We start from the raw sequence: 24,369 nt of genomic DNA on the forward strand, positions 1-24,369 counted from the left end.
AGATCACCGTATTTAAAATTTAAAGATCATGGAAAATCAACTAACGAAACTCAACATATTTTCATTTAAGGGCGTGCAAATGCGCACCTTTCATATTACCTGGCTCATGTTCTTTGTCTGCTTTTTTGGCTGGTTTGGCCTTGCGCCGTTAATGCCAACCATAAGAGCCGAGCTGCATTTAACAAAAGCGCAGGTTGGTAACACTATTATTGCATCTGTTACTGCAACCATTATTGCCCGCTTGCTGATAGGCAAGCTTTGCGATGCCTGGGGGCCGCGTAAAACCGCTATCCGCTTGTTGCTGATTGGTTCTATCCCTGTTTTTTTTGTAGGGCTGGCGCATGACTATACCACCTTTATTTTATTCAGACTGGCTATTGGTATAATAGGCGCTTCGTTTGTAATTACACAATTTCACACCTCAATGATGTTTGCTCCTAATATTAAAGGCACCGCAAACGCCGTAACCGGTGGCTGGGGGAACCTGGGTGGTGGTGTAACCAATATGGTAATGCCCTTAATATTTGCAGCAATTGTAGGCTTTGGCTATACAAAAGCCGATGCCTGGCGATATGCCATGATAGTGCCGGGAGTAATGATGCTGATTATTGCATTTTTATATTATAAATATACAAAAGACACCCCCAATGGCAATTATGATGAAATAGGGCATAACGCAGCCGACAAAAAAACAGATTGGAGTGTACTTGCTGACTGGCGCGTGTGGGCTTTAACCATAGGTTATGCCATGTGCTTTGGTATGGAGCTAACTTTTGATAACGTAGCATCGCTGCACTTTGTTGATAATTTTCACCTCAGCCAAAGCCAGGCTGGTTTTTGGGCCGGCATCTTCGGTTTTATGAATTTATTTGCCAGGGCGCTGGGCGGTATTGTGTCTGACAAGGTCGGCAGAAAATTCGGCATGCGCGGAAAAGGTTTGCTGCTTGCAGGTGTTTTACTGCTTGAAGGTTTAGGGCTTATCCTGTTTGCACAGGCAGGCTCATTAATGGTGGCTATAATTACCATGCTTTCGTTTGCGCTGTTCCTGAAAATGTCAAACGGAGCTACTTACGGGATAGTTCCTTTTATAAACAGTAAAAATGTAGGTATGGTAAGCGGCATTGTTGGCGCAGGAGGTAATCTTGGCGGAATGATCTTTGGCTTCCTGTTTAAGTCGCAATCTATAACCTACGTACAGGCCTTTACCTATATCGGTTTTATAGTGATAGCAGTTTCTGTAATCATATTTATTACAAAGTTTAGTAAACCTGCCCATGTAAGCGAAAGTGTTACAGCCGATTCGGCATTAGCAGGAGTATAATCAAAAAAACATCTAAATGCCGGTAAAAAAGCAAAACATAAACACCACAACCTCCACCTGCTGTTACTGCGGGGTAGGCTGTGGTGTGCTTGTGCATAAGAGCAATAATGGCAATGTTTTGGTTGAAGGTAATAAAGAGCATCCTGTAAATAAAGGGATGCTTTGCAGTAAAGGCCTTAACCTGCACTATACGGTTAATGATAAAAGCGACAGGCTGCTTTATCCTCAAATGCGGTACAATAAAAGCATGCCCATGGAGCGCGTTAGCTGGGATGATGCGCTTGACCGAACCGCTGCCGTTTTCAAAACCTTTATTAATAAATACGGGCCCGATTCTGTAGCATTTTATGCATCGGGCCAGTGTTTAACTGAGGAATATTATGTGATAAATAAGCTCATGAAAGGGTTTATCGGCAGTAATAATATCGACACCAACTCCCGTTTATGCATGAGCAGCGCTGTTGCTGCGTATAAAATGGCCCTTGGTGAAGATAGCGTGCCGCTTTGCTATGACGATATTGAGCTGGCCGATTGCTTTTATGTAACCGGGGCAAACCCGGCATGGTGCCATCCCATTTTATGGCGAAGGGTTGAAGCCTATAAAGCGGCTAATCCATCAGTTAAACTAATTGTTGTTGACCCAAGAGTAACTGATACTTGCAGCATTGCCGATCTGCACCTCCAGATTAACCCGGGAACAGATATAATCTTAAATCACGCTATTGGCAGGGTGCTGATAGAAAACGGAGATATCGACATTGATTTCATCACTAACCATGCCGAAGGCTTTGAGCAATACAGTGCAATGGTGTTTCAAAAAAGCGTTGCTAAAGCTGCACAGTTATGCGGGGTAAAAGAAGCTAACATCCGCCTTGCTGCAAAATATATTGCTGATGCAAAGGGCTTTATTTCTATGTGGACCATGGGGCTTAACCAAAGCTCGGTTGGTGTAAATAAAAACCTTAGCCTAATCAATCTGAACCTGATAACCGGGCATATTGGCAAAGCAGGCTCGGGACCGCTTTCTTTAACGGGGCAGCCCAATGCAATGGGCGGCCGCGAAGTTGGCGGCTTAGCCAATTTATTACCTGCTCACCGCAATTTGGATAATCCCCTTCACAGGGAAGAGGTACAAAAGTTTTGGGGTGGTGGAGTGATCCAGCCAAAGCCCGGTCTAACGGCCACAGAAATGTTCGAGGCGCTGAACGATGGCCGGTTAAAAGCCATCTGGATCCTTTGTACTAATCCGCTAACCAGCCTGCCCAATGTAAGACTGGCTGAAGAAGCATTAAAGAAAGCCAAATTTGTTGTGGTACAAGAGATCAGCTGCAAACCCGAAACGCTGGCTTATGCTGATGTAATATTGCCGGCAGCTGCATGGGCGGAAAAAGAGGGAACAATGACCAACTCTGAACGCCGTATTAGCTACCTGAATAAAATAATTGATCCACCCGGCGAAGCTTTGCCCGACGCAGAGATCATTTGCCGTTTTGCCAAAAAAATGGGCTATAAGGGGTTTGATTTTAAAAATGCCGCAGCCATTTATGCAGAACATGCGAAGCTTACGGCTAAAACCAACATTGATATCAGCGCGCTTAGCTATGAGATATTAAAAGAACATGGAACAGTGCAATGGCCCTTTAAAAAGAAAGGCCCTGAAAAAGGATCACCAAGGTTATTTACGGATAAGCGCTTTTATACCGCTACAAAAAAAGCCATAATTCATCCTGTTGATGATGCATTTACAAGTGAAATGCCCGATGATAATTTCCCATTCATCCTTACCACCGGCCGTATTCGCGATCAATGGCATACCATGAGCAAAACCGGGAAGGTGAATAAACTAAATCAGCATTACCCGCAATCGTTTATTGAAATTCATCCGCATGATGCCGGTCTGCTTCAAATAAATGAAGATGATGTTGTTAGTGTAACATCCAGGCGGGGCGAGGTAAGGGTAAAGGCCAAAATATCAACCCAAATAAAGCAGGGCGTTGTTTTTTTACCGATGCACTGGGGCAAAATACTGGGCAATGACCTGCACAGGGTTAACAATTTAACATCAGATAAGGTCGATCCGATTTCAAAAGAGCCTGATTTTAAATTCTGTGCTGTTAATGTGGTTAAATATAAAAAGCCATTTCAGCGGATTGTTGTAATTGGGGCGGGTGCGGGTGCCTATGGTTTTGTAAAATCATACCGCGCGCTTAACCCTGATGACGAGATCACTATTTTTAGTAAAGAGAATTTTCCTTTTTATAACCGGGTTATGCTGCCTGATTATATCAGCGGCGAGCAACAATGGGAACAGCTGGTAAAAATGAAGGATGAGGACGAACCGGGTTATAACATCAGTTTGTTAAGAGGGGTAAGTATTGAAAAAATTGACCGTGCCAACAAGCAGGTAACAGATTCAAGGGGAATAAGAACCAATTATGATGTATTACTGATGGCAACCGGAAGCCGGTCTGCTATCCCTAAAAATGTCCCTAATTTACCGGGTATATTTTCAATGCGTACCAAAACCGATGCTGATAATTTCAAAAAACACCTTCCTGCTAACGGGCATGTTGTAATTGTGGGTGGTGGATTGCTTGGTTTGGAAATGGCAGCCTCGCTTAGGGAAATGGGCATAAAGATCACTATCATTCAGCGTACTTCAAGATTTTTGAACCGTCAGCTGGATGCGCTGGGCAGCCAGTTGCTGCATGAAGAAATGGTTGACCAGGGCTGTGATATTTATTATGATGATGAAGTACAGCTGTATTACGGGCGGTCGAAATTAACCGGCATAGGCTTAAAGAGCGGCCGCAAAATTAATTGCGATGCCATGATCCTTGCCATTGGCACAACCCCCAACCTGGAGATTGCCAAAGATTGCGGGCTTGACTGTCGCAGAGGTGTTACCGTAAATGAGCGGATGCTAACCAGCGACCCGGATATTTATGCCATTGGCGAAATAGCTGAGTTTAATGGCATTATGTACGGCATAACTGCAGCTGCGGAACAACAAGCCGAAGTGGTTGCCGGCTTTATGAATGGCGATATTGCCAGTTATTATAAGGGCAGCTTGTTTATGAACATCATTAAAATTCATGGTTTTGACCTGTGCAGCATCGGGATGCCGGAATGCCCTGATGATAAGGCTTATGAAGAAGTTGTTTTTATTGATAAGGCCAAAAGATTTTATAAAAAGTGCATTATTCACCAGGACAGGCTGGTAGGCGCGATACTAATTGGCGATAAAGGTGAATTTCTTGAATACAGGGATCTGATTGCCAATAAAACAGAACTAAGTGAAAAAAGGCTGCAATTATTACGCAGCGGTAAAAAAACAGACCCGGTATTGGGTAAACTGGTTTGCAGCTGCAACAATGTAGGTAGCGAAAATATCCGGAATAAAATAGCGGAAGGCTGCAATACCATGAAGGATTTGTGCAACGTTACCGGCGCAGGTACAGGTTGTGGTTCATGCCGGCCAGAAGTGAAGCGCCTGCTTGATGAAGCCCTGATGGTTGCACTAGCGGGGAAAGGAAATTAGGATATGGCAGATAGTAAAAATCATTTGATTAAGATCAACCTGCCCGGCGGCTTTGCATCGGCGGGCGATCTGTATGAAATATTGCTGATAGCAGAAAATGCCGGGGCCTCGCAGATCCGTTTTGGCAACCGCCAGCAATTATATTTCACTATAAATAATGATAGCCTTGAAGACCTGGAAACAGAAATGCTGAGGGCCGAAATAAATTACGAAACAGATAATGATCTGCATCCAAACATTGTAAGTTCATACGTTGCCGATACCATATTTAACCAGGAGGGCTGGCTTAGGGAAGGTGTTTATAAGGATATTTTAGACTTGTTTGATTATCAACCCCGCTTAAAAATAAACCTGGTTGATAACCAGCAAACATTTATCCCTTTTTTTAGCGGGAATATTAATTTTATTGCGGCTGATACTAATAATTACTGGTTTATATACATCCGTTTTCCTAAAACAGGTAAACAATATTGCAGTCCGTATTTAATATATTCTGATGATATCCCGCTAATAGCTAAAGCTGCAGAACGGATCATACTTGATAATAAACATTTGTTTTACGACCAGGATGCAGCAAATGAGCATTTGTTTTTTAAAATGCTCTTCAATCAAACTAAGGCAACGATTCAGCCCGTAACGGAGGCCTTAAAATTGCCCGGTTTTTATTTGCCTTACTATGAGGGATTCAATAAATACAATAACAAATATTGGCTTGGGATCTATCGCAGGAATGAACTTTTTTTAATTGATTTTTTAAAGGATGTATGTTTGCTTTGCCTTAAAACCCGGGTTGGGCAATTATACAGTACGCCCTGGAAATCAATTATAATTAAAGGAATTGACCCGGCTGTAAGGAATGAATGGGGAATTATTTTAAGCAAGTATCACCTTAATGTCCGGCATGCGGCAAACGAGCTAAACTGGCAGATAGAAGATATTTGCGGGGAAGGCCTGGAGTTAAAAAAGGAACTGGTGCGTGAATTTGAAGATGCCGATCTACGCACTTACCAGCTTTGTTTTGCTATTAAAACACAGCCTAAAACAGGCTTGTCGGGTTCAATAATTATAAAAAAGGATAAAGATGGTTTGTTTGATATTTTGCACACACAGGATTTTAACCCCAACTCAAAAAACTATATAACTTATAAAAAATGTGTTAACAAAAAAGACCTGGGGAGCCAGCTAATTAGTTTATGCCATATATACCATAACTCTTTGTTTAACGAGAATGAATTCCCAATCTTAGACGCAGGAAATATAAAGGAATTACCCAAGAAGCAGGATCTGATTTATGAGTGCAAAAATTGTAAAACACAGTATGATAAAAGTTATGGCGATGCAATAAACGGAATAGCCGCTGGAACTAACTTTTTGGAGATTGGTGATAATTACTGTTGCCCGGTATGTGACTCAGGAAAAGAGGATTTTATACCAATTGAAAAAACTATGTTAGCTTTATAAATAATTAACTTATTTTCAACCAATGAGTAGATTAGACAAGGCATTTGATCTTTTTGATGCTTATAATAAGCAAGATCCCCGGAATTTTACATGGGAAGGAATGAGTGAGCCGCAGGAATATTTTTTTGCCATTAAATTATATGAATGGGTTTTAAAACTGGATCCTGATGCTGATGAAGAGTTATTATTAGCATCCCGAAGTCAGCATATCGGAAGATGGGAAATTCCTCGCGAGGATTACCCGGAAGGACGTGAGCCTTATCTTAAATGGCGTAAAGATCTCGCCCTGCACCATGCTGCCATTGTCGGGCGCTTAATGAAAGAAGCCGGTTATGGCGATGAAACGGTAGATCGCGTTAAGCAAATCATCCTGAAGCAACGAATTAAGGTTGATCCTGATGTTCAGACCATGGAGAATGCACTTTGCCTGGTGTTCCTGCAATTACAATACGAAGAGTTTCGCAAAAAATATGAGCGTGAGCCAGAGAAAATAATAAACATTCTTCGCAAGTCATTATTAAAAATGGATGAGAACGGGCACCGGCTTGCACTGACATTACCTTATTCAACAAACGGATTTGAGTTGATCAATAAAGCATTAAACAGGTTGTAGTTAATGGTGTGGTCGTATCAATGGCTACATTTGAAATTCTCTCATCCCAGCAAATCCTCCCGTCCCAGCAGGGTCTCTCATAGAGGACCCTGCTGGGACGGGAGGAAGATTTTTTTGGCATGGGATAATTTTCTACTGGATACCTAGCAGGCAGGTGCAGGATTAATTCACATCAAACCAAAGCTTTGTTGTAAGCAGGTCAGTTCCCTGGTCGGCTATCGCGGCTTTGTAATTTGTTCCGTTTAACGATTGCTCAGTACCTGGGTAGATAAAACGAACCGGGATCTTGCCGTTAAGCGTACCGGCTACCGCAGGTTGTAGTTGCGGATAGTCGAGCCTGCGCCATTCGGCAAAGGCCTCGAGGCCCTGTCCAAACAGGGCGATCCATTTCTGTTCGCCAATTGATTTTTTGAAGTTAGCAGCATCATATTTTACAGCAGGTAATGCCGTATAAGTATCAACAGCGGTGCCCTGGATGCCATATTGATTAAGTGAGGCTGTTACAGCCTGGTTATACAGGCTTGCAGCATCCTCAGCGGTAAGGCCGCGTGCGGCAGCCTCAGCCCTGTCAAACAAAACCTCGGCATAGCTTATTATAACAGCAGGTGCGTGTGGCGCTAAAAAGTAAGCTCCCGGCCGTGATGTTTTTGTAAAACCGAGGCTGCTGGCGTCTCCAACCAGTAAGCCGTTAGGGATCCCTACATAAGTTTGCGGCGTTGCGTCCTGGGTTTTACTTGCGTACACAGGTAAGCGAGGATCATTAAGAGAAACTAATTTATCAACTATGGTTTTGCTGATCCGGTAATCATCGCGGGTGTCAAAAAGATTGCTTACAGGGTTTTGGTTTGGCGAATCCAAATATACCAGCTGGGCAATTTCAGCATTTGAGCTGATGTATGCGCCGCCTTCGCTTTGGATATCAGCCAAAACTTGTTTGGCTTTAACGGCATCGCGGTCTGCAATTCGCAGGGTTATGCGCAGGCGCAATGAGTTGGCAAACTTTTTCCAAAGCGCAATATTATTGCCATAAATAACATCGCCCGCAATGGCCTTTCCTGCCGGATCAAGCGCTGCCTGTGCTGTCTTCAAATCATCAAGCAGGGCGTAATAAACATCCTTTTGGGTATCATAGGCAGGGGTAAGGTACTGATCAATATTAGTAGCCTGCTTGTATGGAATATCGCCATAGGCATCAGTTAATAAAGTAAATACCCATGAGCGCAGCACCAGGGCAACGCCTTTGTAATTACTGTTTGATTGCGCATCTCCAAGTTTAATTATCTGGTTAAGGTTTACAATACTTTTTGAATAGCCAACTGTCCATAATTCCTGGAAGGCACTGTTCGAATAGATATACCTGTCGGGATCTGTATACTGAATTTTGGCCCAGTATTGCACAAACAACAGGCTCGACTCCATGGTATTGGCAACACCCCAGTAAGTATCCGCCGTAGCCTTTGTGGCTGCGGTAAGCAAGTAATTGGGCTGTGCGTTTTGTGATGCGTTAGGGTTCTGATTGATTTTTACCAGGTCTTTTTTGCACGAGGATACTAATAGTAAGAGTGCGCCTGATAATAATATAGTTATATATTTTAGTTTCATGATTTTAAAATTTAAGGTTGATGTTAAACCCGATATTGCGAACGGTTGGTAAAGTAAGGTCTTCCAAGCCTTGTCCGTTGCCATTGTTAAAGGCCGTTTCAGGGTCGATGTTTGGTGCGTTTTTATGGATGATCCATAAGTTACGACCAACAACCGATATAGTAGCCGATTGTAAACCGGTACCTTTTACCCATTTAGATGGTAAGGTGTATCCCAGCTTAACTTCGCGCAGCTTTATGTACGAGGCATCGTAAACAAAAGCTTCGTCAACGTTTGTAAAGCCTTTATAGTAGGATTGCGCAGGTAATATGGTTGTGTTTTTTGAACCATCGGCCTTTACTCCGTTAAAAATAACGCCATCATGGTAAACAGTTACCCCATCAGGTGCGGTACCGTTAACCTGTACAGCAGTGGCAGAAGTGTTGTTACCCGGGTAATAATAGCTTAAACCACCATTTGCCGCGCCACGACCCGGTAAGGTTGATGCCAATACGCCGGTATAAGTCCCGGTGCGGTTTGTGTTTGAATAAATTGATCCGCCAATGCGGGCATCAACCAGGAAACTCAGGTTAATCCCTTTATAAGAAAAACTATTGTTGATGCTTCCAAGCCATTTAGGCGTAAACTTGCCCAGGTATTGTTTGGTAGGGTTAATAACCGGCGTACCATTGGCGCCAACAATAATTTGTCCGGCCGCGTTGCGCTGATAAGCGTTGCCAAACAGCGTTCCGTAAGGCTGGCCTATTGCTGCCAAAACCTGTACAGTACGGTCGCTGCCAAGAACATAGCTTTGCAGCCTTCCTTCGGCATCAAGCGAAATTACTTTACTGCGATTGAGCGAGTAATTGGTTGTGATATCCCATGTAAAGCCATTTGCCTTTATTGGGGTTACGCCTAATTGAACCTCGAGCCCTTTGTTATTAATGCGGCCGCCGTTTATCAGTTTTTGGCTATAGCCGGTTGTCGGGCTTACATCCACGCTCAAGATCTGGTTAACGCTGTTGGTATTGTAAGCGCTTACATCAATATGCAACCTGTCCTGGAAAAAGCCGAGCTCAAAACCAGCTTCGGCAGACGTTGTGGTTTCGGGTTTTAAGTTAGGGTTTAAATCAATACTGGCGGCACTTTGCTGCGGGTTGGCGCCAAAAGGAGCTGTAAAATTATATGTGTTAAGAAGCTGATACGGCAGCGCTGCTTTCCCCACTTTCGACCATCCGCCCCGAAGCTTTGCATAGGTTAACAGATCGCTTTTTATTCCAAGCGCCTCTGAAAGCACAAGGCTACCGTTTACCGAGGGGTAAAAATAGGAAAGGTTAGCCGCAGGCAAGGTAGATGACCAGTCGTTACGGCCGGTTAAGTTAATAAATGCGTAATTTTTGTACCCTACCTGTGCTGAAGCAAAATAGCTGTAGGTTTTGTATTTACCATAGCTGTTTGATGACACCAGCGGATCGCGTGAGTTACTTAAAGTATATAAACCCGCTACCGCCAGTTTTGGCGCCACCTGGTCATTTTCCTCATTCAAAATGGTGCTGATGTTGCCACCGCCTAACAGATCTAAACTGAAATCATTGTTCAGTTTTTTGGTGTATTGCAGCCTGCCTTCGGTATTGGTTTCATTTACGGTGTAAGCATCTTCTTCGTACGAGCCAAACGGAGTTCCGTTGGTGCCGTAAGCCACTTTGATCTTGCGCTTATCGTTATAATAATCAGTACCGGTGCGGAAGTTGGCGCTTAAACCATCAATAATTTTGTAGTTTAACTCCACACTGCCTATAATGCGGTTTTTATGCTGCCCAACTGTATTTTCATAAGCCAGCCAGTATGGGTTACTGTAATAGCTGTTGTTCCAGTTAAAGGTATTGCCATTGGCATCTTTATAATTTTTAAGCTGGCTCACATCAACCTGGCGGCCAAACCAGGTGAACTGCAACATGGTGCTTGTCGCCCTTTTGCCGCCGGCGCCCGGCAGGTTATCGGCATCGTCTTTTATGTAATTAGCTATAGTGGTTACGGTTAGCTTTGGACTAAGCCTGAAGGTGGAGTTTAAGGAAAACGAGTTTCTGCCCTGCGATGTATTCGGGATAATCCCCGTTTGGTGCAGGTTATTGTATGACAGGCGATAGTCGGACTTGTCCGAGGTGCCTGACAACGACACACTGTTATTTAAGGTAACACCGGTTTTAAAGAAATCACGCACGTTATTTGGGTGCGCCACAAATGGTACAGGCTTTCCGTTAGAATTAAATTGTGGGATCAATGAGCCATCCAGGGCCGGTCCCCAGCTTTCATCAACGCCATCGTTTACGCCGCCGCCTTTACCATCAACATAGCTGAACTTACCATTGGAGCCCTGTCCATATTGATTTTGATATTTAGGCAGGAGCTGCACGGTTGAAAAACTTGTGTTTGAGTTGATGTTAATCCCCAAACCCTTAGCGCCTTTACCGGTTTTTGTTTTGATAAGGATAACGCCTGCTGCCGCCCTGTAACCATATAACGCTGCTGCATTGGGGCCTTTAAGCACGCTTAAAGATTCAATATCTTCCGGGTTCAGATCGGCTATCGCGTTAGCAAAATCCCTTGATCCATTTGTACCTAAAAACTGGGAATTATCAACAATGGTACCGTCAACAACAAACAGCGGCTGGTTATTACCCGCTATAGAGGTTTCGCCCCGTATAATGATGCGTGCTGAACCCATGTCGCCCTGGCTGTTGGTAACTTGCACACCTGCAATTTTGCCTGCCAGTGCGTTTACCAGGTTTGTTTCCTTGGCTTCCGAGATATCTTTTGACTTTAGTCCCTGCACCGAATAACCCAATGATTTTTTGTCTTTGGAGATGTTTAACGCCGTTATCACTACTTCATTAAGTGAATTGGCCGCATCTTTTAACACGATCTGCAAATCTGTTTCATTTTGCTTTACCGGGATTTCCTGTGTGATATAACCTATATAAGTTACCCTCAGCACATCATTCACATTAGCGGCTATGGTGAATTTTCCATCGGTATTTGTGATTGCGCCGGTTGTGGTTCCTTTAATAGCTATACTTACGCCGGGTAAGGGCAAGCCGTCTGATTTTGCGGTTACCAACCCGCTTATTTTAACGGTTTGCGCAGCAACCGTTTGGACGAGAATAAAAGGCAATACTATTGCCAATAGTTTGTAAATTTTAAACATGATAATAAAGTGAAATAATTTTTAATACTCATACAGGTATTAAAGCAGGGGGGTATACCATTTTTTGGATATAACATATCCATTGCCGGCAGGCTTAGTAACTGTAAAGAATTGATTGTTGAAAAAGGTTAACCGGCAAGTTGTAAGCTGCAGACTATAACGCGATGAATAACCTTAAAAAAGAAAATTAACAGCAACAATGCATGTTATACATGGAAGTAAAAATGCGATTGGCGCCTGCTTCAATAACTGAAACAGATTGTGAAGCGGCACAGGTTTGTTTACAAGACAACGCTTTAACAGGCAGACTGGTAAACGGGAGTGAAGAAGTAAAAAGTAAATGTTTAGTATTCATGGTAATAAATTTTTATCCTGCATTTTATTGCAGGAAGAATGCACTTAAAACTAACTTAATAAGAACATCAGCCTTGATATTAGTTGCTGTGTGATCATATTTAAGTATGATTTCGGATGCAAATATATAAATAATTATATAATGTCTATGGAATTAGTAGAATTAATTATTGGATGAGATTAAGAAGGGAATAAGCGAAAGGGTACTATAATAAATGCAAACATAATGCTAATTATATTAGTTTTTTTCTTATATTTGTTAAGCGCTAAATTATATTTTTGGTATGCCTTCTGACCGGTTTTTACTTAACAGACACGTCATTGCGAGGAACGAAGCAAACTCTGCACAGGACAGTCAACCAACCGAGAAGCCGATGTGACCTTGTAGCCGCCGTTAGGTTGCCACATGGTTTTATACTCCGGCGCATGCATGGTTCAGAGATTGCTTCATGCCTGGCTGCGAGCAGTCAGTTTCGCAATGACGTAAAGTGATATTCATCCGCACATTTTGCATGTATACACAGGCTATTTTTAAAAAGGCCCCAACAACTAATTTTTATAAAATATAAATCCCCATCGTTTTTGAAGCCCAAAATGAGCTTTTTGGGAGCTGCGTTCTTTAAAAAACTTCGTTTCCATGCAATAATGGCCATTTTTATGCCATTCTGCCTAGAATGACCTAAACCGCTTTTGCCCGTTTTTTGCCTTTTTTAGACACAACCTAAATGCTTTTAGCCCGTTTTTAGGGTGTTTTCAAACACGACCTAAACCCGTTTTGCCCGTTTTTAGGGTGTTTTCAGACACGACCTAAACCTTCTTTTTTCATAGACAAACCTGAAAATTATGTATAAATCACTAAAAGACCGGTATAAACCGGAGCGGTCATGGCCCGCTAATTCTGCCGATCCATTTCCATTTGAGGGCGACATCCCGGTGTTGCAATTTATTAATACCTACCGCAACCGCGGCGGCATTCACCGCAAAGATTACCTGGAAAATTATGAGGATTTTTTAACCTGGTGCAATGAATTTAATATAGTAGACCTGGAAGATTACAACACCCTGAACTTTGAGGCTTATTGTAACCCGCATAACGCAAACCCCGTTTGGCAGCGGACCATTAGGCTTCGAGAAACAATTTATGAGTTCATCAACAGCACCCTGCGCGACAAGCAGATCCACGAAGATGCGGTAACTTATTTTAATGAAATACTTAGTGAGGCCAACGCCCACCTCCGTTTTGAACTGAATGGCAATAGCTTACAGGTGATGTGGTTTAATACGCACGAAGAGCTGGCCGTTCCGCTTTGGATACTTGTTAAACAGGCAACGGTGCTGTTGCAGTCGGCCAAATTCAGGGACATTAAGAAATGTCATTGCGGGAAATTTTACCTGGACACCACCAAAAACAAAAGCAGGCGCTGGTGCAATCCGCTGGTATGCGGAAACGCTGTGCGATCAAGGGAATATAAGGAGCGGAAGATGAAATTGGTTGTTGAGATTGAGGGGGGATGTTAAACTTAGGGGTGAGGGAATTTGGCTTGGGATATATTTTGCCCTTGTTGGTGTTGTCACCAACAAGATGGATGAGGCCGTGATGCATACCTTGCGGAAGAATGCATTGGCGGGCTATGTTCACCTCACAAACATCACGGGTTGTTGGTGACAACACCAACAACGGCGGCTGAAAGTGCTTCCAATAGTCTCCACCTTCAATAAACCTTTGACAAATACGGCACCTGCCTCAACAACTTAAACAAATTTTCACATTTGGAAACCCCGTCCATACCGTTGATCTTAAAATACCAAAATTCTTCCAGGTCGCCGTCATTCATGGTCATTTGGGTGAAGCCCTGGCTTTTGTGTTCGGCAATTTCCCAGTTGGCTATTACTTTATAGTTTACCCGGTTTTTATAGCTGAAACTTGCGGTTCGGTCAACTTTAAATAATGGGGTATCTGTTATGGTTTGGGTTTGCGGGTAGCTTGTATACTGGTTAAACTTAAATGTGGTATCAACTTTGTTTTGCGTTATCGCTCCTAAAACTACAGGTCTTTCAGCAAGGGGCAGGGCGGCTATTGTGTTTAAGGCTAAAATGGCTGCTGCTTTATGCTCACCATGGGTACCGGGTTCGGGTAAAAGCGTAAATACAAAATCGTAATGTTTTTTCTTTAAAAGTTGGGTTAAATGCCTTTTAACCAGCGTTGTGTTCCAGGTGGAATCTAAGGGGCCTTTTTCATCCAGGCCGTAATGTGTATCTGGTTGATCCTGGAAATAGTATTGGGAAACACCGAGAATTTTGCCTGCGTTCATCAACTCTTTTTTCCTGATGCGGGGGAGGTTTATCCGGCCAGCTTTTTCATCAGTCAGGTTTACACCATAGTACTGCTCGGCAAGTGTGCAGTATTTAAAACCGGCTTCCCCATTTGTAATTACAAAAAGATCAACTGTGCCATGCTGTTCTTTCACAATTTTATACAGCGTAACTGAGAAAGTACTTTCATCATCAGGATGGGCAATAACCACCAATACGCGCGGACCCACACCGGTGCTCTGCGCTTTTAAGCAAGTCCCAGGTAGTAAGAAGATGAGAATAAGAAAGATTAAACCGCGCATTAAAATCAATTTTGCATTTAAATGAGAGGCGTGAGAGCGGATTCGAACCGCCGTAAAGAGTTTTGCAGACTCCCGCCTAACCACTCGGCCACTCCGCCTTTTACAATTAGTTTGTGGAGGCTGCTGGTCCGTCTGCCAGCGACTTTATTACTTTCAGCATTTGGCCAAACTCCTGTTTATCATACAGCCGGGTGAGGTAAACAATTTTGCCTGCAGGGTCAATAACCACGTTACGCGTAACCCCGCTTTTTTTATTGGCAAACCTGCCAAAAATATCCGCACCCGGATCCAGCGCTAGGGGATAAGTAAGCTGCATATCATCATGAAACTTCTGTACTTTGGCCAAAGGTTCATCCCGGTCAACGCCAATCAAAACAACATTTTTGTTTTGATACGCTTTCCATACATCACTTTCCAGGTGCGGCATTTCTTCCCGGCAAACGCTGCACCAGCTTGCGGTGAATTGCAGGATAACTATTTTACCCCGCAGCGCTTTAAGCGAGGTCTTATTACCGTTATTTAGCACCAGCTCAAAATCATCGGGGGCCTGGTCGCCTACTTTTACAATATATCCCCTGTCTTCATCTTTTTGCGATGACTGCGCCTTTGAAGCGCTTAATAAAAAAAACTGCAGGAGGGCTAATGCCCCATATTTAATTATTTTCATATGTAATTGTTTTTATCTTTTAGATTCACCTATGCAGCTACTGTTTGATAAACAGCTGCTATAATTTCTGCTACGTGGTCTATCTCCTGCAGGGTATTAAACTTGCTGAATGAAAAACGAATGTTATCCACATTGTTTTCAATCCCCAACGCTTTTAATACATGTGATGATGAACTGTTTCCGCCTGATACTGCCACTTGGTTATCATCAAGGTATTGCAAAAGGTTCCGGTTAATGTTTGCAGGAGGTAGGTTAATACTTAATATAGTAGATATACTTTTTGTTGAATTTTCGGAATCTCCGTTAAATGTTAATGATGGCAGACGTTCAGATAATTGTTCGATCAACCTGTTCTTTAAACCCTGGATATATTTGCCCTGTGCCTCAATTTCGCTGTAAGCAATAGCCAGGGCTTTGTCAAGACCAATAATTCCGGGGATATTGTCAGTTCCCGAGCCATGAAGGGTAGGGGTAAGTCTGGTTCCCCTACGGCAATACAAAAAGCCAATGCCTTTAGGGCCGTGGAACTTGTGGGCCGATGCTGCAAGGAAGTTAACTTTTAGCTTGCTGAGATCATGATGATAACGGCCAACAGTTTGCACTGCATCTGAATGAAAAAGCGCCTTGTATTTTTCACAAAGCAAGCCAATTCTTTCTATATCGTTCAAATTCCCGACCTCGTTATTAGCGTGCATAACTGATACCAGGTTGCGGGTGTTGGTACGGAGCAAATATTCAAGATGAGTCAAATCAAGGTTTCCGCGCTCATCGTGCCTGATGTAGCTGATCCGGATATCGTGTTTCCGTTGCAGCGCGTTTAAGGTTTTAAGCACGGAGGCATGTTCAAACGGAGTAGTAATAATATGATCAATAACTGCGCAGTTTACCGCAGAAATAATGGCTATATTATTGGCTTCCGTACCGCCTGAAGTAAAAATGATCTCTTCGGGCAGGGCGTTTAACAGCTTTGCGATATTTGCCCTGCTGGTTTCTATGGCTGCTTTTGCATCCCGGCCATATCCGTGATGAGTGGATGGGATGCCATACTGATCCAGTAAATAAGGAGTCATGGCATTATACACTTCTTTGTCAAGCGGTGTGCTTGCAGCATTGTCAAGGTAGATCTTCATCGTGTTCCGTCGTTAAATCATTTTGATCTGGTACCAAACCGGAAAAATGAATATTTTCATCTTTCCGGTGTCAGTAAAACCTATATAATCAAGTAAACGGAACAAATGTATATAAAATCTATAGATTTTATATACATTAAATTAAAAAAGTAATTTTGTATTTAATTTAGCTATGGTACGAAGATTATCTTACCGGTACTTTGTCTGCTTTCCAGGAGTTCGTGTGCTTGCCTGCCGTCAGAAAGTTTGAAGATTGTTGGTTGTTGAATTGTAAGATCTTTATTGTTGATCCATTGAAATAGCTGGTTTGCTCTTTTTATTCTTTCCTCTTTCGAAATAAGATAATTCCACAAGTCGCCGCCTGTTAATGTCTTCGAGGTGTCCATTAGCATTCTTGGATCTACAAAATCCGGATCTCCGCCGGCCATACCAAAAAACACCACTTGTCCGCATTTTTTTGTCACCGAGAAGCTTTCAGTTAAAGTACTGCCAATGCTGTCATATACAACGTCAACACCGTCCGGGTAAAGTGATAATACTTCTTTTTTCCAATCATTGTTATAAAGAAACACGTTATCAATCCCATATTTCATTGCAACGGCAGCCTTGTTATCAGATGATGTTAATCCTAATACTTTAGCACCTAATAATTTGCTGATCTGTGTTAATAAAAGCCCAACACCCCCTGCGCAGGCATGAATAAGAACAGTTTCACCTGGTTTTGTTTTGTGGCTATCTGTGGCAAGGTAATGTGCGGTGAGCCCTTGTAATAAAACAGCGGCAGCTATTTCAAAGCTAATGGTGCCGGGTAAAGGAATAGCATGACTAACAGGTACAGCTACCATTTCTGCATTTGAAAACGGGACATCGGCAAAACCTATTCTGTCGCCGGGTTTAAATTCTGCATTATTATTGGCATCTATTACAACACCAGCACCTTCATAACCGGCAATATAAGGGGGATTGCCTTTCAGGTGATAATTGCCTTTTCGCCGGTAAATGTCAGCATAGTTTAATCCTATGGCTTTCATTTCAACCAAAATTTCATCGCTCCTCAGTTCAGGTGCGGGTATGTCCAGGTATTCAAGTACATCTGAACCGCCAAATGCCGAAAATGTTAATGCTTTCATCAGGCGGTTAATATAGCACTCTTATTTTACAGGCATCAAATAAATTACCAGGTAATTTTTGCACAGCTGTACCTGATCCTTTATCATTCATAAAAGCCCTCATTATTAAACCTTGTATAATTGTAAAAGCTATCCTGGTATAGTGGCCATTCATCGGCATTTGACGTAGTGGTTGTATGCACTGTTTTAAACAGCCATGATAAACTAAACCAATTCCTGATCCTTTTCCAAATCATGCCTGTTCTTCTTTTACCTCTATCCTTAGCTGGTGTGTATTAAAAACGTTTGAATAGGGGGCAACGCTTTTGGTTAAAAATACACTGCCCCCAATAATGCTGTCATGACCTATAACAGTCCGTCCGCCAAGAATGGTACTGCGGGCGTATATGATCACATTGTCCTCCACAGTAGGATGTCTTTTAATATCTGAAAGAACTTTGCTCACTTGCGATGCCCCTAAGGTTACGCCTTGATAAATACACACATTTTTACCAATAATACTTGTTGCGCCAATAACAATACCGGTACCGTGATCGATAAAAAAAGGTACGCCAATTTGTGCATTGGGATGAATATCAACCCCCGTTTTACCGTGCGCATGTTCGCTAAGGATGCGGGGCAAAATGGGTACTGATAATTGCGACAAGCGGTTAGCAATTCGATAAACTGCAGTTGCATAAAAGCCCGGGTATGAAACTATTACTTCATGAATACTGATGGCAGCCGGATCTTCTTCATAAATTTTGGTTGCATCAAGTCTTAAGTTCTGGTATATTTCTTCCAGCGAGGCATAAAACTTGTAGATAACTTCATCTATATTTATGTTGGATGGATCAAGATAGCTCAGCAAAATATTCTCCAGGTCAATCTGGTTCTTTTTAAGCTGACCTTCATAAATAGACTGCTTATTTAAACGGTTGTTTGGAAACAGGAATTCAAAAAGGTCAGATAGCCAGTCAACAGCCTGCCTGAAGGAAGGGGTTGCTTCCCATTCGGCTTTGTGAACCTGGTAAAGGTTCTCTATAAACGAATTTATCTGGTTGGTTTCCATTTATCTTTTCAGGCGATGAAGTGTATCAATCAATAAATCTACCTCGGCGCAGGTATTATAAAATGCCAGCGATGGCCTTACCGTACTTTCCAGTCCGAAACGGCGAAGGATGGGTTGTGCACAATGATGGCCTGATCTTACAGCAATTCCCTGTTTATTTAATTCAGCGCCAACTTCTTCTGTTTTATAGCCATCAAGTACAAATGAGAGCACGCTTGCTTTATCGGGGGCTGTACCTATTAACCGCAATCCCGACACTTCTTTCAAAAGCTCCGTAGCGTATACAAGCAGGTAATGCTCATATTGTGAAATGGCCTGCATCCCTAAGCGGGTTACATAATCAATGGCGGCGCCTAAGCCAACGGCATCGGCAATATTCCCTGTTCCGGCTTCAAACCTGCCTGGTGCATTATGATATTTTGTTTCCTCAAAGGTTACATCCAGTATCATATTACCGCCTCCTTGCCAGGGCTGGGTTTCGTTTAGCAGGTCTTCCTTACCATAAAGTGCACCAATACCTGTTGGCGCAAACACTTTGTGGCCTGAAAAAACAAACCAATCCGCATCAAGCGCCTGTACATCAACAGGCATATGCGAAACAGACTGTGCACCGTCAACCAATACTTTTGCGCCGGCTAAATGACCAAGCTTAACAATTTGGGCGGCAGGGGTAACCGTACCCAATGCATTTGATACCTGGGTAAAGGCAACCAGTTTGGTTTTAGGGCCAAGTAATTTGATATACTCATCTATTATAAGCTGCCCGTCGTCATCAACCGGGATCACTTTGATTTTGAGATTTTTCTTAGCGGCCAGCTGCTGCCAGGGAACAATGTTGGCGTGATGCTCCAGGTGACTGACAATAATTTCGTCGCCTGCCTGCAAATTTTGCTCGCCCCAGCTTTTGGCAACCAGGTTAATGGCCTCGGTGGCACCCCTTACAAAAATGATTTCGTTTGTTGATGCTGCATTCAAAAATTGTTGCACCTTTTTACGGGCGCCTTCATAAGCATCCGTTGCCCGTGCTGCCAGCTCATGTGCCGCACGGTGAATGTTCGAATTCTCATGCTCATAAAAATAGCTGATCCGGTCTATCACCTGTTTGGGCTTTTGCGTGGTGGCTGCATTATCCAGCCAAACCAAAGGTTTTCCGTTTACCGTTTCGCCCAGGATTGGAAAATCGCGCCTGATGATATTTACATCAAATGGAGCTGTAATAATTCCGCTCGCTCCTTTAGGTCTCTCTGCTGAAAATGCCGCCGGAACCTTTTTTAGAAAATAATAAGAAGGTTCAGGAACCTGTGCATAGGGTTTAAACGGAATTTGCGGTACATGCGGAAAAGCGGTGATTTGATTTAATACCGCCTGTAAATCTTTTTCAAACGATTGCTCCTGCTGATAAGGCAGCTGCTTAAAATTATCTGCAAACAGTTCAGTGCCTGAAAGGCTGAAGCCTGTTAAATTTTCTTTAGAAGATGGCTTTGCGGTATTCAATGCCGGGTCGTCAAAGCTGGTTTGCGGATCTTTTAAGTCGATCACGTTTCCCTGCGTAATTGCAGAAGGAGAAGCGCCAACTCCAGATACCGGACTTGACTGCGGATGACCACCTGACAAGTTTATCGGCAGGCCACTAGCTCCCGGTACAGCGTCCCACTGCTCAATTGATGGATGATAATCGGTGTACGGTGCAGGCGAAGCAGCCGGATTTACCGGGGCTTCCCCGGGAGCAGCCTTAAAAAACTGGTTGGCCAGCTTTTCAAGTTCCCCTATGTCTAACAAGCTTTCGGGCTTAGTATTTGTACTCATAATAATTACCTAAATCCACATCTTCTAAAACTGCAATTGCATCATCAACTAAAACAGCCAGTGAGCAGTATAGCGATACGAGGTAGGAGGCAATAGCCTTGTTATTGATCCCCATAAAGCGTACTGACAGGCCTGGTGATTGCTCGCCCGGTAAGCCCGGCTGAAACAGCCCTACAACTCCCTGACGGCTTTCGCCCGTTCTCAGCAAAATGATTTTTGATTTATTATTTTCTATAGGTAGTTTATCCGAAGGAATAAGCGGAATTCCCCGCCACGTTATAAACTGCGACCCAAACAACGATACAGTTGGCGGCGGAACACCCCTGCGGGTACATTCGCGGCCAAAGGCAGCAATTGCTAAAGGGTGCAGCAGGAAAAAACCCGGTTCTTTCCAAACTTTTGTGATTAGCTCATCCAGGTCATCCGGAGTTGGGGGGCCGAGTCTTGTTTTTATCTTTTGACCGGCTGCAACGCTATGCAGCAAACCGTATTCCTCATTATTGATCAGCTCGCTTTCCTGCCGCTCTTTAACAATTTCAATAGTTAAGCGCAACTGCTCGCTGATCTGGTTATAAGGCTTACTGTAAAGATCAGATACGCGGGTGTGCACGTCAAGCACTGTGTTAACAGCGCTCAGGTTATACTCGCGCGGATCTTCTACATAGTCAACAAAGGTGGAAGGCAGCTCACGCTCGTCCCTTGAAGAGCAGTCAACCTCTACGTTTTCTGCATCTTTAACTTTATTCAGCCTGTAAACACCCGATTCAACCGGTACCCAGTTTAGCAGTTGGGGGAGCCAGCGCGGTGTAATACGTGATAATTGAGGGACCGTACGCGTAGCGATGGCCAATTGCCTGGCGGCTGCGTCGCCTAGGGCTGTCTGTTTTGTTTTTGGATCTGCCATTTTTGATGATCGGGAATTATGAATGTTTAATAGTTTTTACAATAATATATAATTCCTATAGAATTACTATACTATTTTTAAATTTTCTTATAAATACCAACTAAACAGCATAATTAATCCATCAATTTGGCAAGGCAAGCGGCTCAACTAGTACATCCCAATGGGCAATTAGCAGCTCAAAACGGTGCTGCTCTGCTTTTTGATAACTTTCCAGGTCGGGGAATAATTGTTTTTTAAATGGATCTACAATGCTGTAATCCAATGCCAGGTGTTCATCTTTAAAGGTTATGGTTACCTTAAAATCCCACCGGCTGTCTTCACTGCTGTGAATCACCGGGCTTTCAGCTTTAATGCTGATGATATCACCTTTTTCCTGAAGCTTTTTTAAAAGAGGGTAGTGGTTCTTTTTCCATAGTGAGATAAACTCATCGGCATAACCCCATTTAACCTTATAGTAACTTTCAATTGTAAGCGGTTTTGAGGTTGATTGGGCAAAAAGGATACTGCTAACAAGAAGGTTAACAAATAAAAAGAGTATTAATTTTTTCATGTTGTTTTAAATTTAAAGTCACCTGGAATGTAACCGCTGCAAAAAGAAACACTAAAATAGTTAAAGGTTTTCAGACCGCGGAATTGGAGGCGCTTATTATCGCATTGCTTACCCTAGTCGCTTTTTTCATCAACACAGCGGTAAAATCTGGCGTTTTGATATTCTCAAGGACGGCATCCCGGAAAAAAATGAAGTTCAAAAGCCAGTCGGATGACAATCGAACATTTAATACCTGGTTTGACAGCCTTAAAATGGGCAAGCATCATTTAAGACCCAATATTTTGTTTGATATTTTTTGTTATTTAAGTTTGCTCTGAACAAAAAATATACCATGGTTATGTTTACTATCGAACAGATAAATGATGTACACGAAAAGTTGGGTACAATGAAGGACTTTTTAAGCTATATAACAGCGCTTAAGTTGCTGGGTGTTGAAAAGTACGACTCGTATTTGACTGACGGGCATTCTCAATACTTCGGAGCAGGGGGATACCGTATTGAATCAGAGCCTGTTCATGAAAAATTGCTCATTGCGGACAATGGTGACAAAGAAAGCTTTCTCCGGCATCTCTCTTTACACGAAGAAAGAAAAACTAATTATATGACAATGTCCCGCGGCCTGGCGGAAAGCGGCATAGAAAAGTGGACGGTAGATACTAATGCCGTAACCATCTCTTACTATGACAAAAAGGGGAATCGGCTGTTGGCAGAATCAATTGTTTAAAATTCAGGTAAATATAATATCGGCACCGTAAGAGTTCGGACCTCTTTGGCAACGTAACTGATTCTGAGTTTTGCAATTTTGGACTGTTGGCAAATGGTGTTAAAGATTATTATTTCGGTTTCTTTAGAATTGGCCGTTCAGGATTAAACTTTCATTGAATGAAAATAGATTGCGTAAATTATTAATATTAGCTTTTAGCCTATAAATTATGAATATATGACAGCATTAAACCTACTGAAAAATGTGAAGCATTGGTGTTTATTGGATTACCAGCTAAAACATTGCTCTCGTTTGGGTTATCAAAGTTGATATACTGCGGATATTTATTAGTAGTACCGTATGATAGTAACAACCCGGTACGGAAGTTGAATTTCCGTTTCTTGATGTTGGCACCTACCTGGCAATGATAAATATTATAATAGGCTGTATTGGAGGTATAACCGTTATCATCTTTATACAAACCATTATTGGCATAATTAAAGTCGGTATGTAATGATAAAAAGCCGGTTACATCAGGCTGTAGTAAATAACTTACCCCTATCCCAAAATTCAACACGGATTTCCGTACATCCTTAAATTTAAGCGACGAGGAAGAAAAGTTATCTAAAGGTAGATCTCCCCTTATAAAGTTTTGGTCACGCGGCGTTATCAAGTTATATTCATTCACTTTGTTAAAATACTCGGCAGCAAAATAAATTTGTCCGTCTTTTAAATCATAGGCATAGCCAAAACCTATGCTCAGGGGCATTTTATAGGTAGCCTTAAGCTTTATCTGCCTGGAATTGGCTAAAAGGTTAAGTGTATCGCTGCCAAGCCTTAAATTATTGACTACATTATCGCTCAGTATGCTTGCGCTACCAGCTACGTGCAACAGCGGCGAGGATATAGTGAGCCCCAGGTGGCTCCTATCGTCGTCATATGACAAACCCGCCTTAAACCTTATCCCTGCATGAAAGTAAGATGCCAGGTATGACTCTTCTACATTGGTAATTGGTGGCAGGCCTGAATTACTGCTGTTATTAAACAAAGCCCTTGAGCTGAAATCAGAATTGAAGCTTTGCTTACGCAGCTGCCCCTCTGCCGAGATACCTACTGCAAAATGGTCTGATGCTTTAAATCCACCGCTGATAATGCCAGAGGTTTCATTTATACTATTAAGCCTTTTATATTGCCCAAGGAAAGATTCATTACCCGGACTATAGGAGTCATCAAGCACATTGAACCTGGCATCGCGCTGCTGTGTGGCCTGGTAGCTCATTACCGGATTGTGGGTAAGTGCATAACCAACTGTAAAGGGATGTTTGCCTTTTAATGATATAGTTGCAGATATCATTTGCGGAATGATACTAGCCGTTGTTGATTTAAGATCAAGCCCGGTGCCGGCCCCGTTCTTTATTTTGATATTACCGTACTGGTAAACCGATCCGCTAATTGATGCCGTACTTTTATTACTGTAAGCCAGCAAGGCCGGGTTAAGGAACATCACCCCGCTATCGCGGTTAAAAGCGATCACTGCTCCTGGAGTTAAGAAACCGCCAGGGTTATAGCTTGATGACCAATAGTTTGCATCTTGTGCTTTTACGCCTTGCAGGAGTAACACAAGAAATAAAAAAGTGATAATAATTTTTAGCATAGGTTAGTTTTTTAACATAAAAATATTATAAATTCACGATAAAGAAAAAATATTATCCAACAATTTATAATATTAGGGGCTAT

19 protein-coding genes and 1 tRNA gene are annotated in these 24,369 nt (G+C 42.6%); 6 read left to right on the top strand and 14 right to left on the bottom strand.

Going from position 1 to position 24,369, the window contains the following annotated elements:
• The first annotated feature begins 28 nt into the window (after nucleotides 1-28).
• The 4 genes from BUE31_RS00600 to BUE31_RS00615 are packed head-to-tail and all read left to right on the top strand — an operon-like array spanning nucleotide 29 to nucleotide 6,936.
• A complete protein-coding gene (locus tag BUE31_RS00600) occupies nucleotides 29-1,321 on the top strand; it encodes an MFS transporter (RefSeq protein ID WP_073399270.1) in 1,293 nt (430 codons plus the stop codon).
• 16 nt (nucleotides 1,322-1,337) lie between these two features.
• Nucleotides 1,338-4,862, top strand: a complete 3,525-nt coding sequence (locus BUE31_RS00605; RefSeq protein ID WP_073399272.1) for a nitrate reductase — start codon at nucleotides 1,338-1,340, stop codon at nucleotides 4,860-4,862.
• Nucleotides 4,863-4,865: 3 nt separating this feature from the next.
• Complete coding sequence (locus BUE31_RS00610) at nucleotides 4,866-6,323, top strand: rubredoxin (protein WP_073399274.1); 1,458 nt, start codon at nucleotides 4,866-4,868, stop codon at nucleotides 6,321-6,323.
• Nucleotides 6,324-6,345: 22 nt separating this feature from the next.
• The gene (locus tag BUE31_RS00615) at nucleotides 6,346-6,936 is read left to right on the top strand and encodes a DUF4202 domain-containing protein (RefSeq protein WP_073399277.1); all 591 of its coding nucleotides are present in this window, start codon (nucleotides 6,346-6,348) and stop codon (nucleotides 6,934-6,936) included.
• A 162-nt stretch (nucleotides 6,937-7,098) separates the two neighbouring features.
• On the opposite strand, the gene BUE31_RS00620 is transcribed toward BUE31_RS00615, so the two are convergent.
• From BUE31_RS00620 to BUE31_RS30890, 3 genes are all read right to left on the bottom strand, one after another.
• Nucleotides 7,099-8,538, bottom strand: a complete 1,440-nt coding sequence (locus tag BUE31_RS00620; RefSeq protein ID WP_073399279.1) for a SusD/RagB family nutrient-binding outer membrane lipoprotein — start codon at nucleotides 8,536-8,538, stop codon at nucleotides 7,099-7,101.
• Between the two features lie 4 nt (nucleotides 8,539-8,542).
• On the bottom strand, nucleotides 8,543-11,722 hold the full coding sequence (locus tag BUE31_RS00625; RefSeq protein WP_073399281.1) for a SusC/RagA family TonB-linked outer membrane protein: 3,180 nt from the start codon (nucleotides 11,720-11,722) through the stop codon (nucleotides 8,543-8,545).
• Between the two features lie 187 nt (nucleotides 11,723-11,909).
• Nucleotides 11,910-12,077 carry a hypothetical protein gene (locus BUE31_RS30890; protein WP_159440614.1) on the bottom strand — a complete coding sequence of 56 codons (168 nt, stop codon included), beginning with the start codon at nucleotides 12,075-12,077 and terminating at the stop codon, nucleotides 11,910-11,912.
• A gap of 842 nt (nucleotides 12,078-12,919) precedes the next feature.
• On the opposite strand from BUE31_RS30890, the gene BUE31_RS00640 reads away from it, so the two are divergent.
• Nucleotides 12,920-13,594 (top strand): CGNR zinc finger domain-containing protein, encoded by a 675-nt coding sequence (locus BUE31_RS00640; protein ID WP_073399287.1) that lies wholly within the window; start codon nucleotides 12,920-12,922, stop codon nucleotides 13,592-13,594.
• 194 nt (nucleotides 13,595-13,788) lie between these two features.
• On the opposite strand, the gene BUE31_RS00645 is transcribed toward BUE31_RS00640, so the two are convergent.
• From BUE31_RS00645 to BUE31_RS00685, 10 genes are all read right to left on the bottom strand, one after another.
• Nucleotides 13,789-14,691 (bottom strand): PIG-L family deacetylase, encoded by a 903-nt coding sequence (locus tag BUE31_RS00645; RefSeq protein WP_073399289.1) that lies wholly within the window; start codon nucleotides 14,689-14,691, stop codon nucleotides 13,789-13,791.
• A gap of 26 nt (nucleotides 14,692-14,717) precedes the next feature.
• Nucleotides 14,718-14,789, bottom strand: a tRNA-Cys gene (locus BUE31_RS00650).
• Between the two features lie 8 nt (nucleotides 14,790-14,797).
• Complete coding sequence (locus BUE31_RS00655; protein WP_073399291.1) at nucleotides 14,798-15,358, bottom strand: peroxiredoxin family protein; 561 nt, start codon at nucleotides 15,356-15,358, stop codon at nucleotides 14,798-14,800.
• 29 nt (nucleotides 15,359-15,387) lie between these two features.
• Nucleotides 15,388-16,488, bottom strand: a complete 1,101-nt coding sequence (locus tag BUE31_RS00660; RefSeq protein ID WP_073399293.1) for a cysteine desulfurase family protein — start codon at nucleotides 16,486-16,488, stop codon at nucleotides 15,388-15,390.
• A gap of 170 nt (nucleotides 16,489-16,658) precedes the next feature.
• The gene (locus BUE31_RS00665) at nucleotides 16,659-17,618 is read right to left on the bottom strand and encodes a quinone oxidoreductase family protein (protein WP_073399295.1); all 960 of its coding nucleotides are present in this window, start codon (nucleotides 17,616-17,618) and stop codon (nucleotides 16,659-16,661) included.
• Between the two features lie 83 nt (nucleotides 17,619-17,701).
• Nucleotides 17,702-17,854: a hypothetical protein gene (locus tag BUE31_RS30895; protein WP_159440615.1), complete on the bottom strand. Its 153-nt coding sequence runs from the start codon at nucleotides 17,852-17,854 to the stop codon at nucleotides 17,702-17,704.
• Nucleotides 17,851-18,669: a serine O-acetyltransferase gene (locus tag BUE31_RS00670; protein ID WP_073399297.1), complete on the bottom strand. Its 819-nt coding sequence runs from the start codon at nucleotides 18,667-18,669 to the stop codon at nucleotides 17,851-17,853. Before BUE31_RS00670 ends, BUE31_RS30895 begins: the two co-directional genes overlap by 4 nt.
• Nucleotides 18,670-20,475 (bottom strand): family 2A encapsulin nanocompartment cargo protein cysteine desulfurase, encoded by a 1,806-nt coding sequence (locus BUE31_RS00675; RefSeq protein ID WP_073399299.1) that lies wholly within the window; start codon nucleotides 20,473-20,475, stop codon nucleotides 18,670-18,672. It lies immediately after the preceding gene.
• Nucleotides 20,459-21,379, bottom strand: a complete 921-nt coding sequence (locus tag BUE31_RS00680; RefSeq protein ID WP_073399301.1) for a family 2A encapsulin nanocompartment shell protein — start codon at nucleotides 21,377-21,379, stop codon at nucleotides 20,459-20,461. The genes BUE31_RS00675 and BUE31_RS00680 overlap by 17 nt, the downstream gene beginning before the upstream one ends.
• Before the next feature lie 121 nt (nucleotides 21,380-21,500).
• Nucleotides 21,501-21,929: a hypothetical protein gene (locus BUE31_RS00685; RefSeq protein ID WP_073399303.1), complete on the bottom strand. Its 429-nt coding sequence runs from the start codon at nucleotides 21,927-21,929 to the stop codon at nucleotides 21,501-21,503.
• Between the two features lie 337 nt (nucleotides 21,930-22,266).
• On the opposite strand from BUE31_RS00685, the gene BUE31_RS00690 reads away from it, so the two are divergent.
• Nucleotides 22,267-22,653 carry a DUF1398 domain-containing protein gene (locus tag BUE31_RS00690; protein WP_073401532.1) on the top strand — a complete coding sequence of 129 codons (387 nt, stop codon included), beginning with the start codon at nucleotides 22,267-22,269 and terminating at the stop codon, nucleotides 22,651-22,653.
• Nucleotides 22,654-22,852: 199 nt separating this feature from the next.
• On the opposite strand, the gene BUE31_RS00695 is transcribed toward BUE31_RS00690, so the two are convergent.
• A complete protein-coding gene (locus tag BUE31_RS00695) occupies nucleotides 22,853-24,286 on the bottom strand; it encodes a hypothetical protein (RefSeq protein WP_073399305.1) in 1,434 nt (477 codons plus the stop codon).
• Nucleotides 24,287-24,369 lie beyond the last annotated feature (83 nt).

The sequence above is a fragment of the Mucilaginibacter sp. OK098 genome (assembly GCF_900142915.1).
Lineage (GTDB): Bacteria > Bacteroidota > Bacteroidia > Sphingobacteriales > Sphingobacteriaceae > Mucilaginibacter.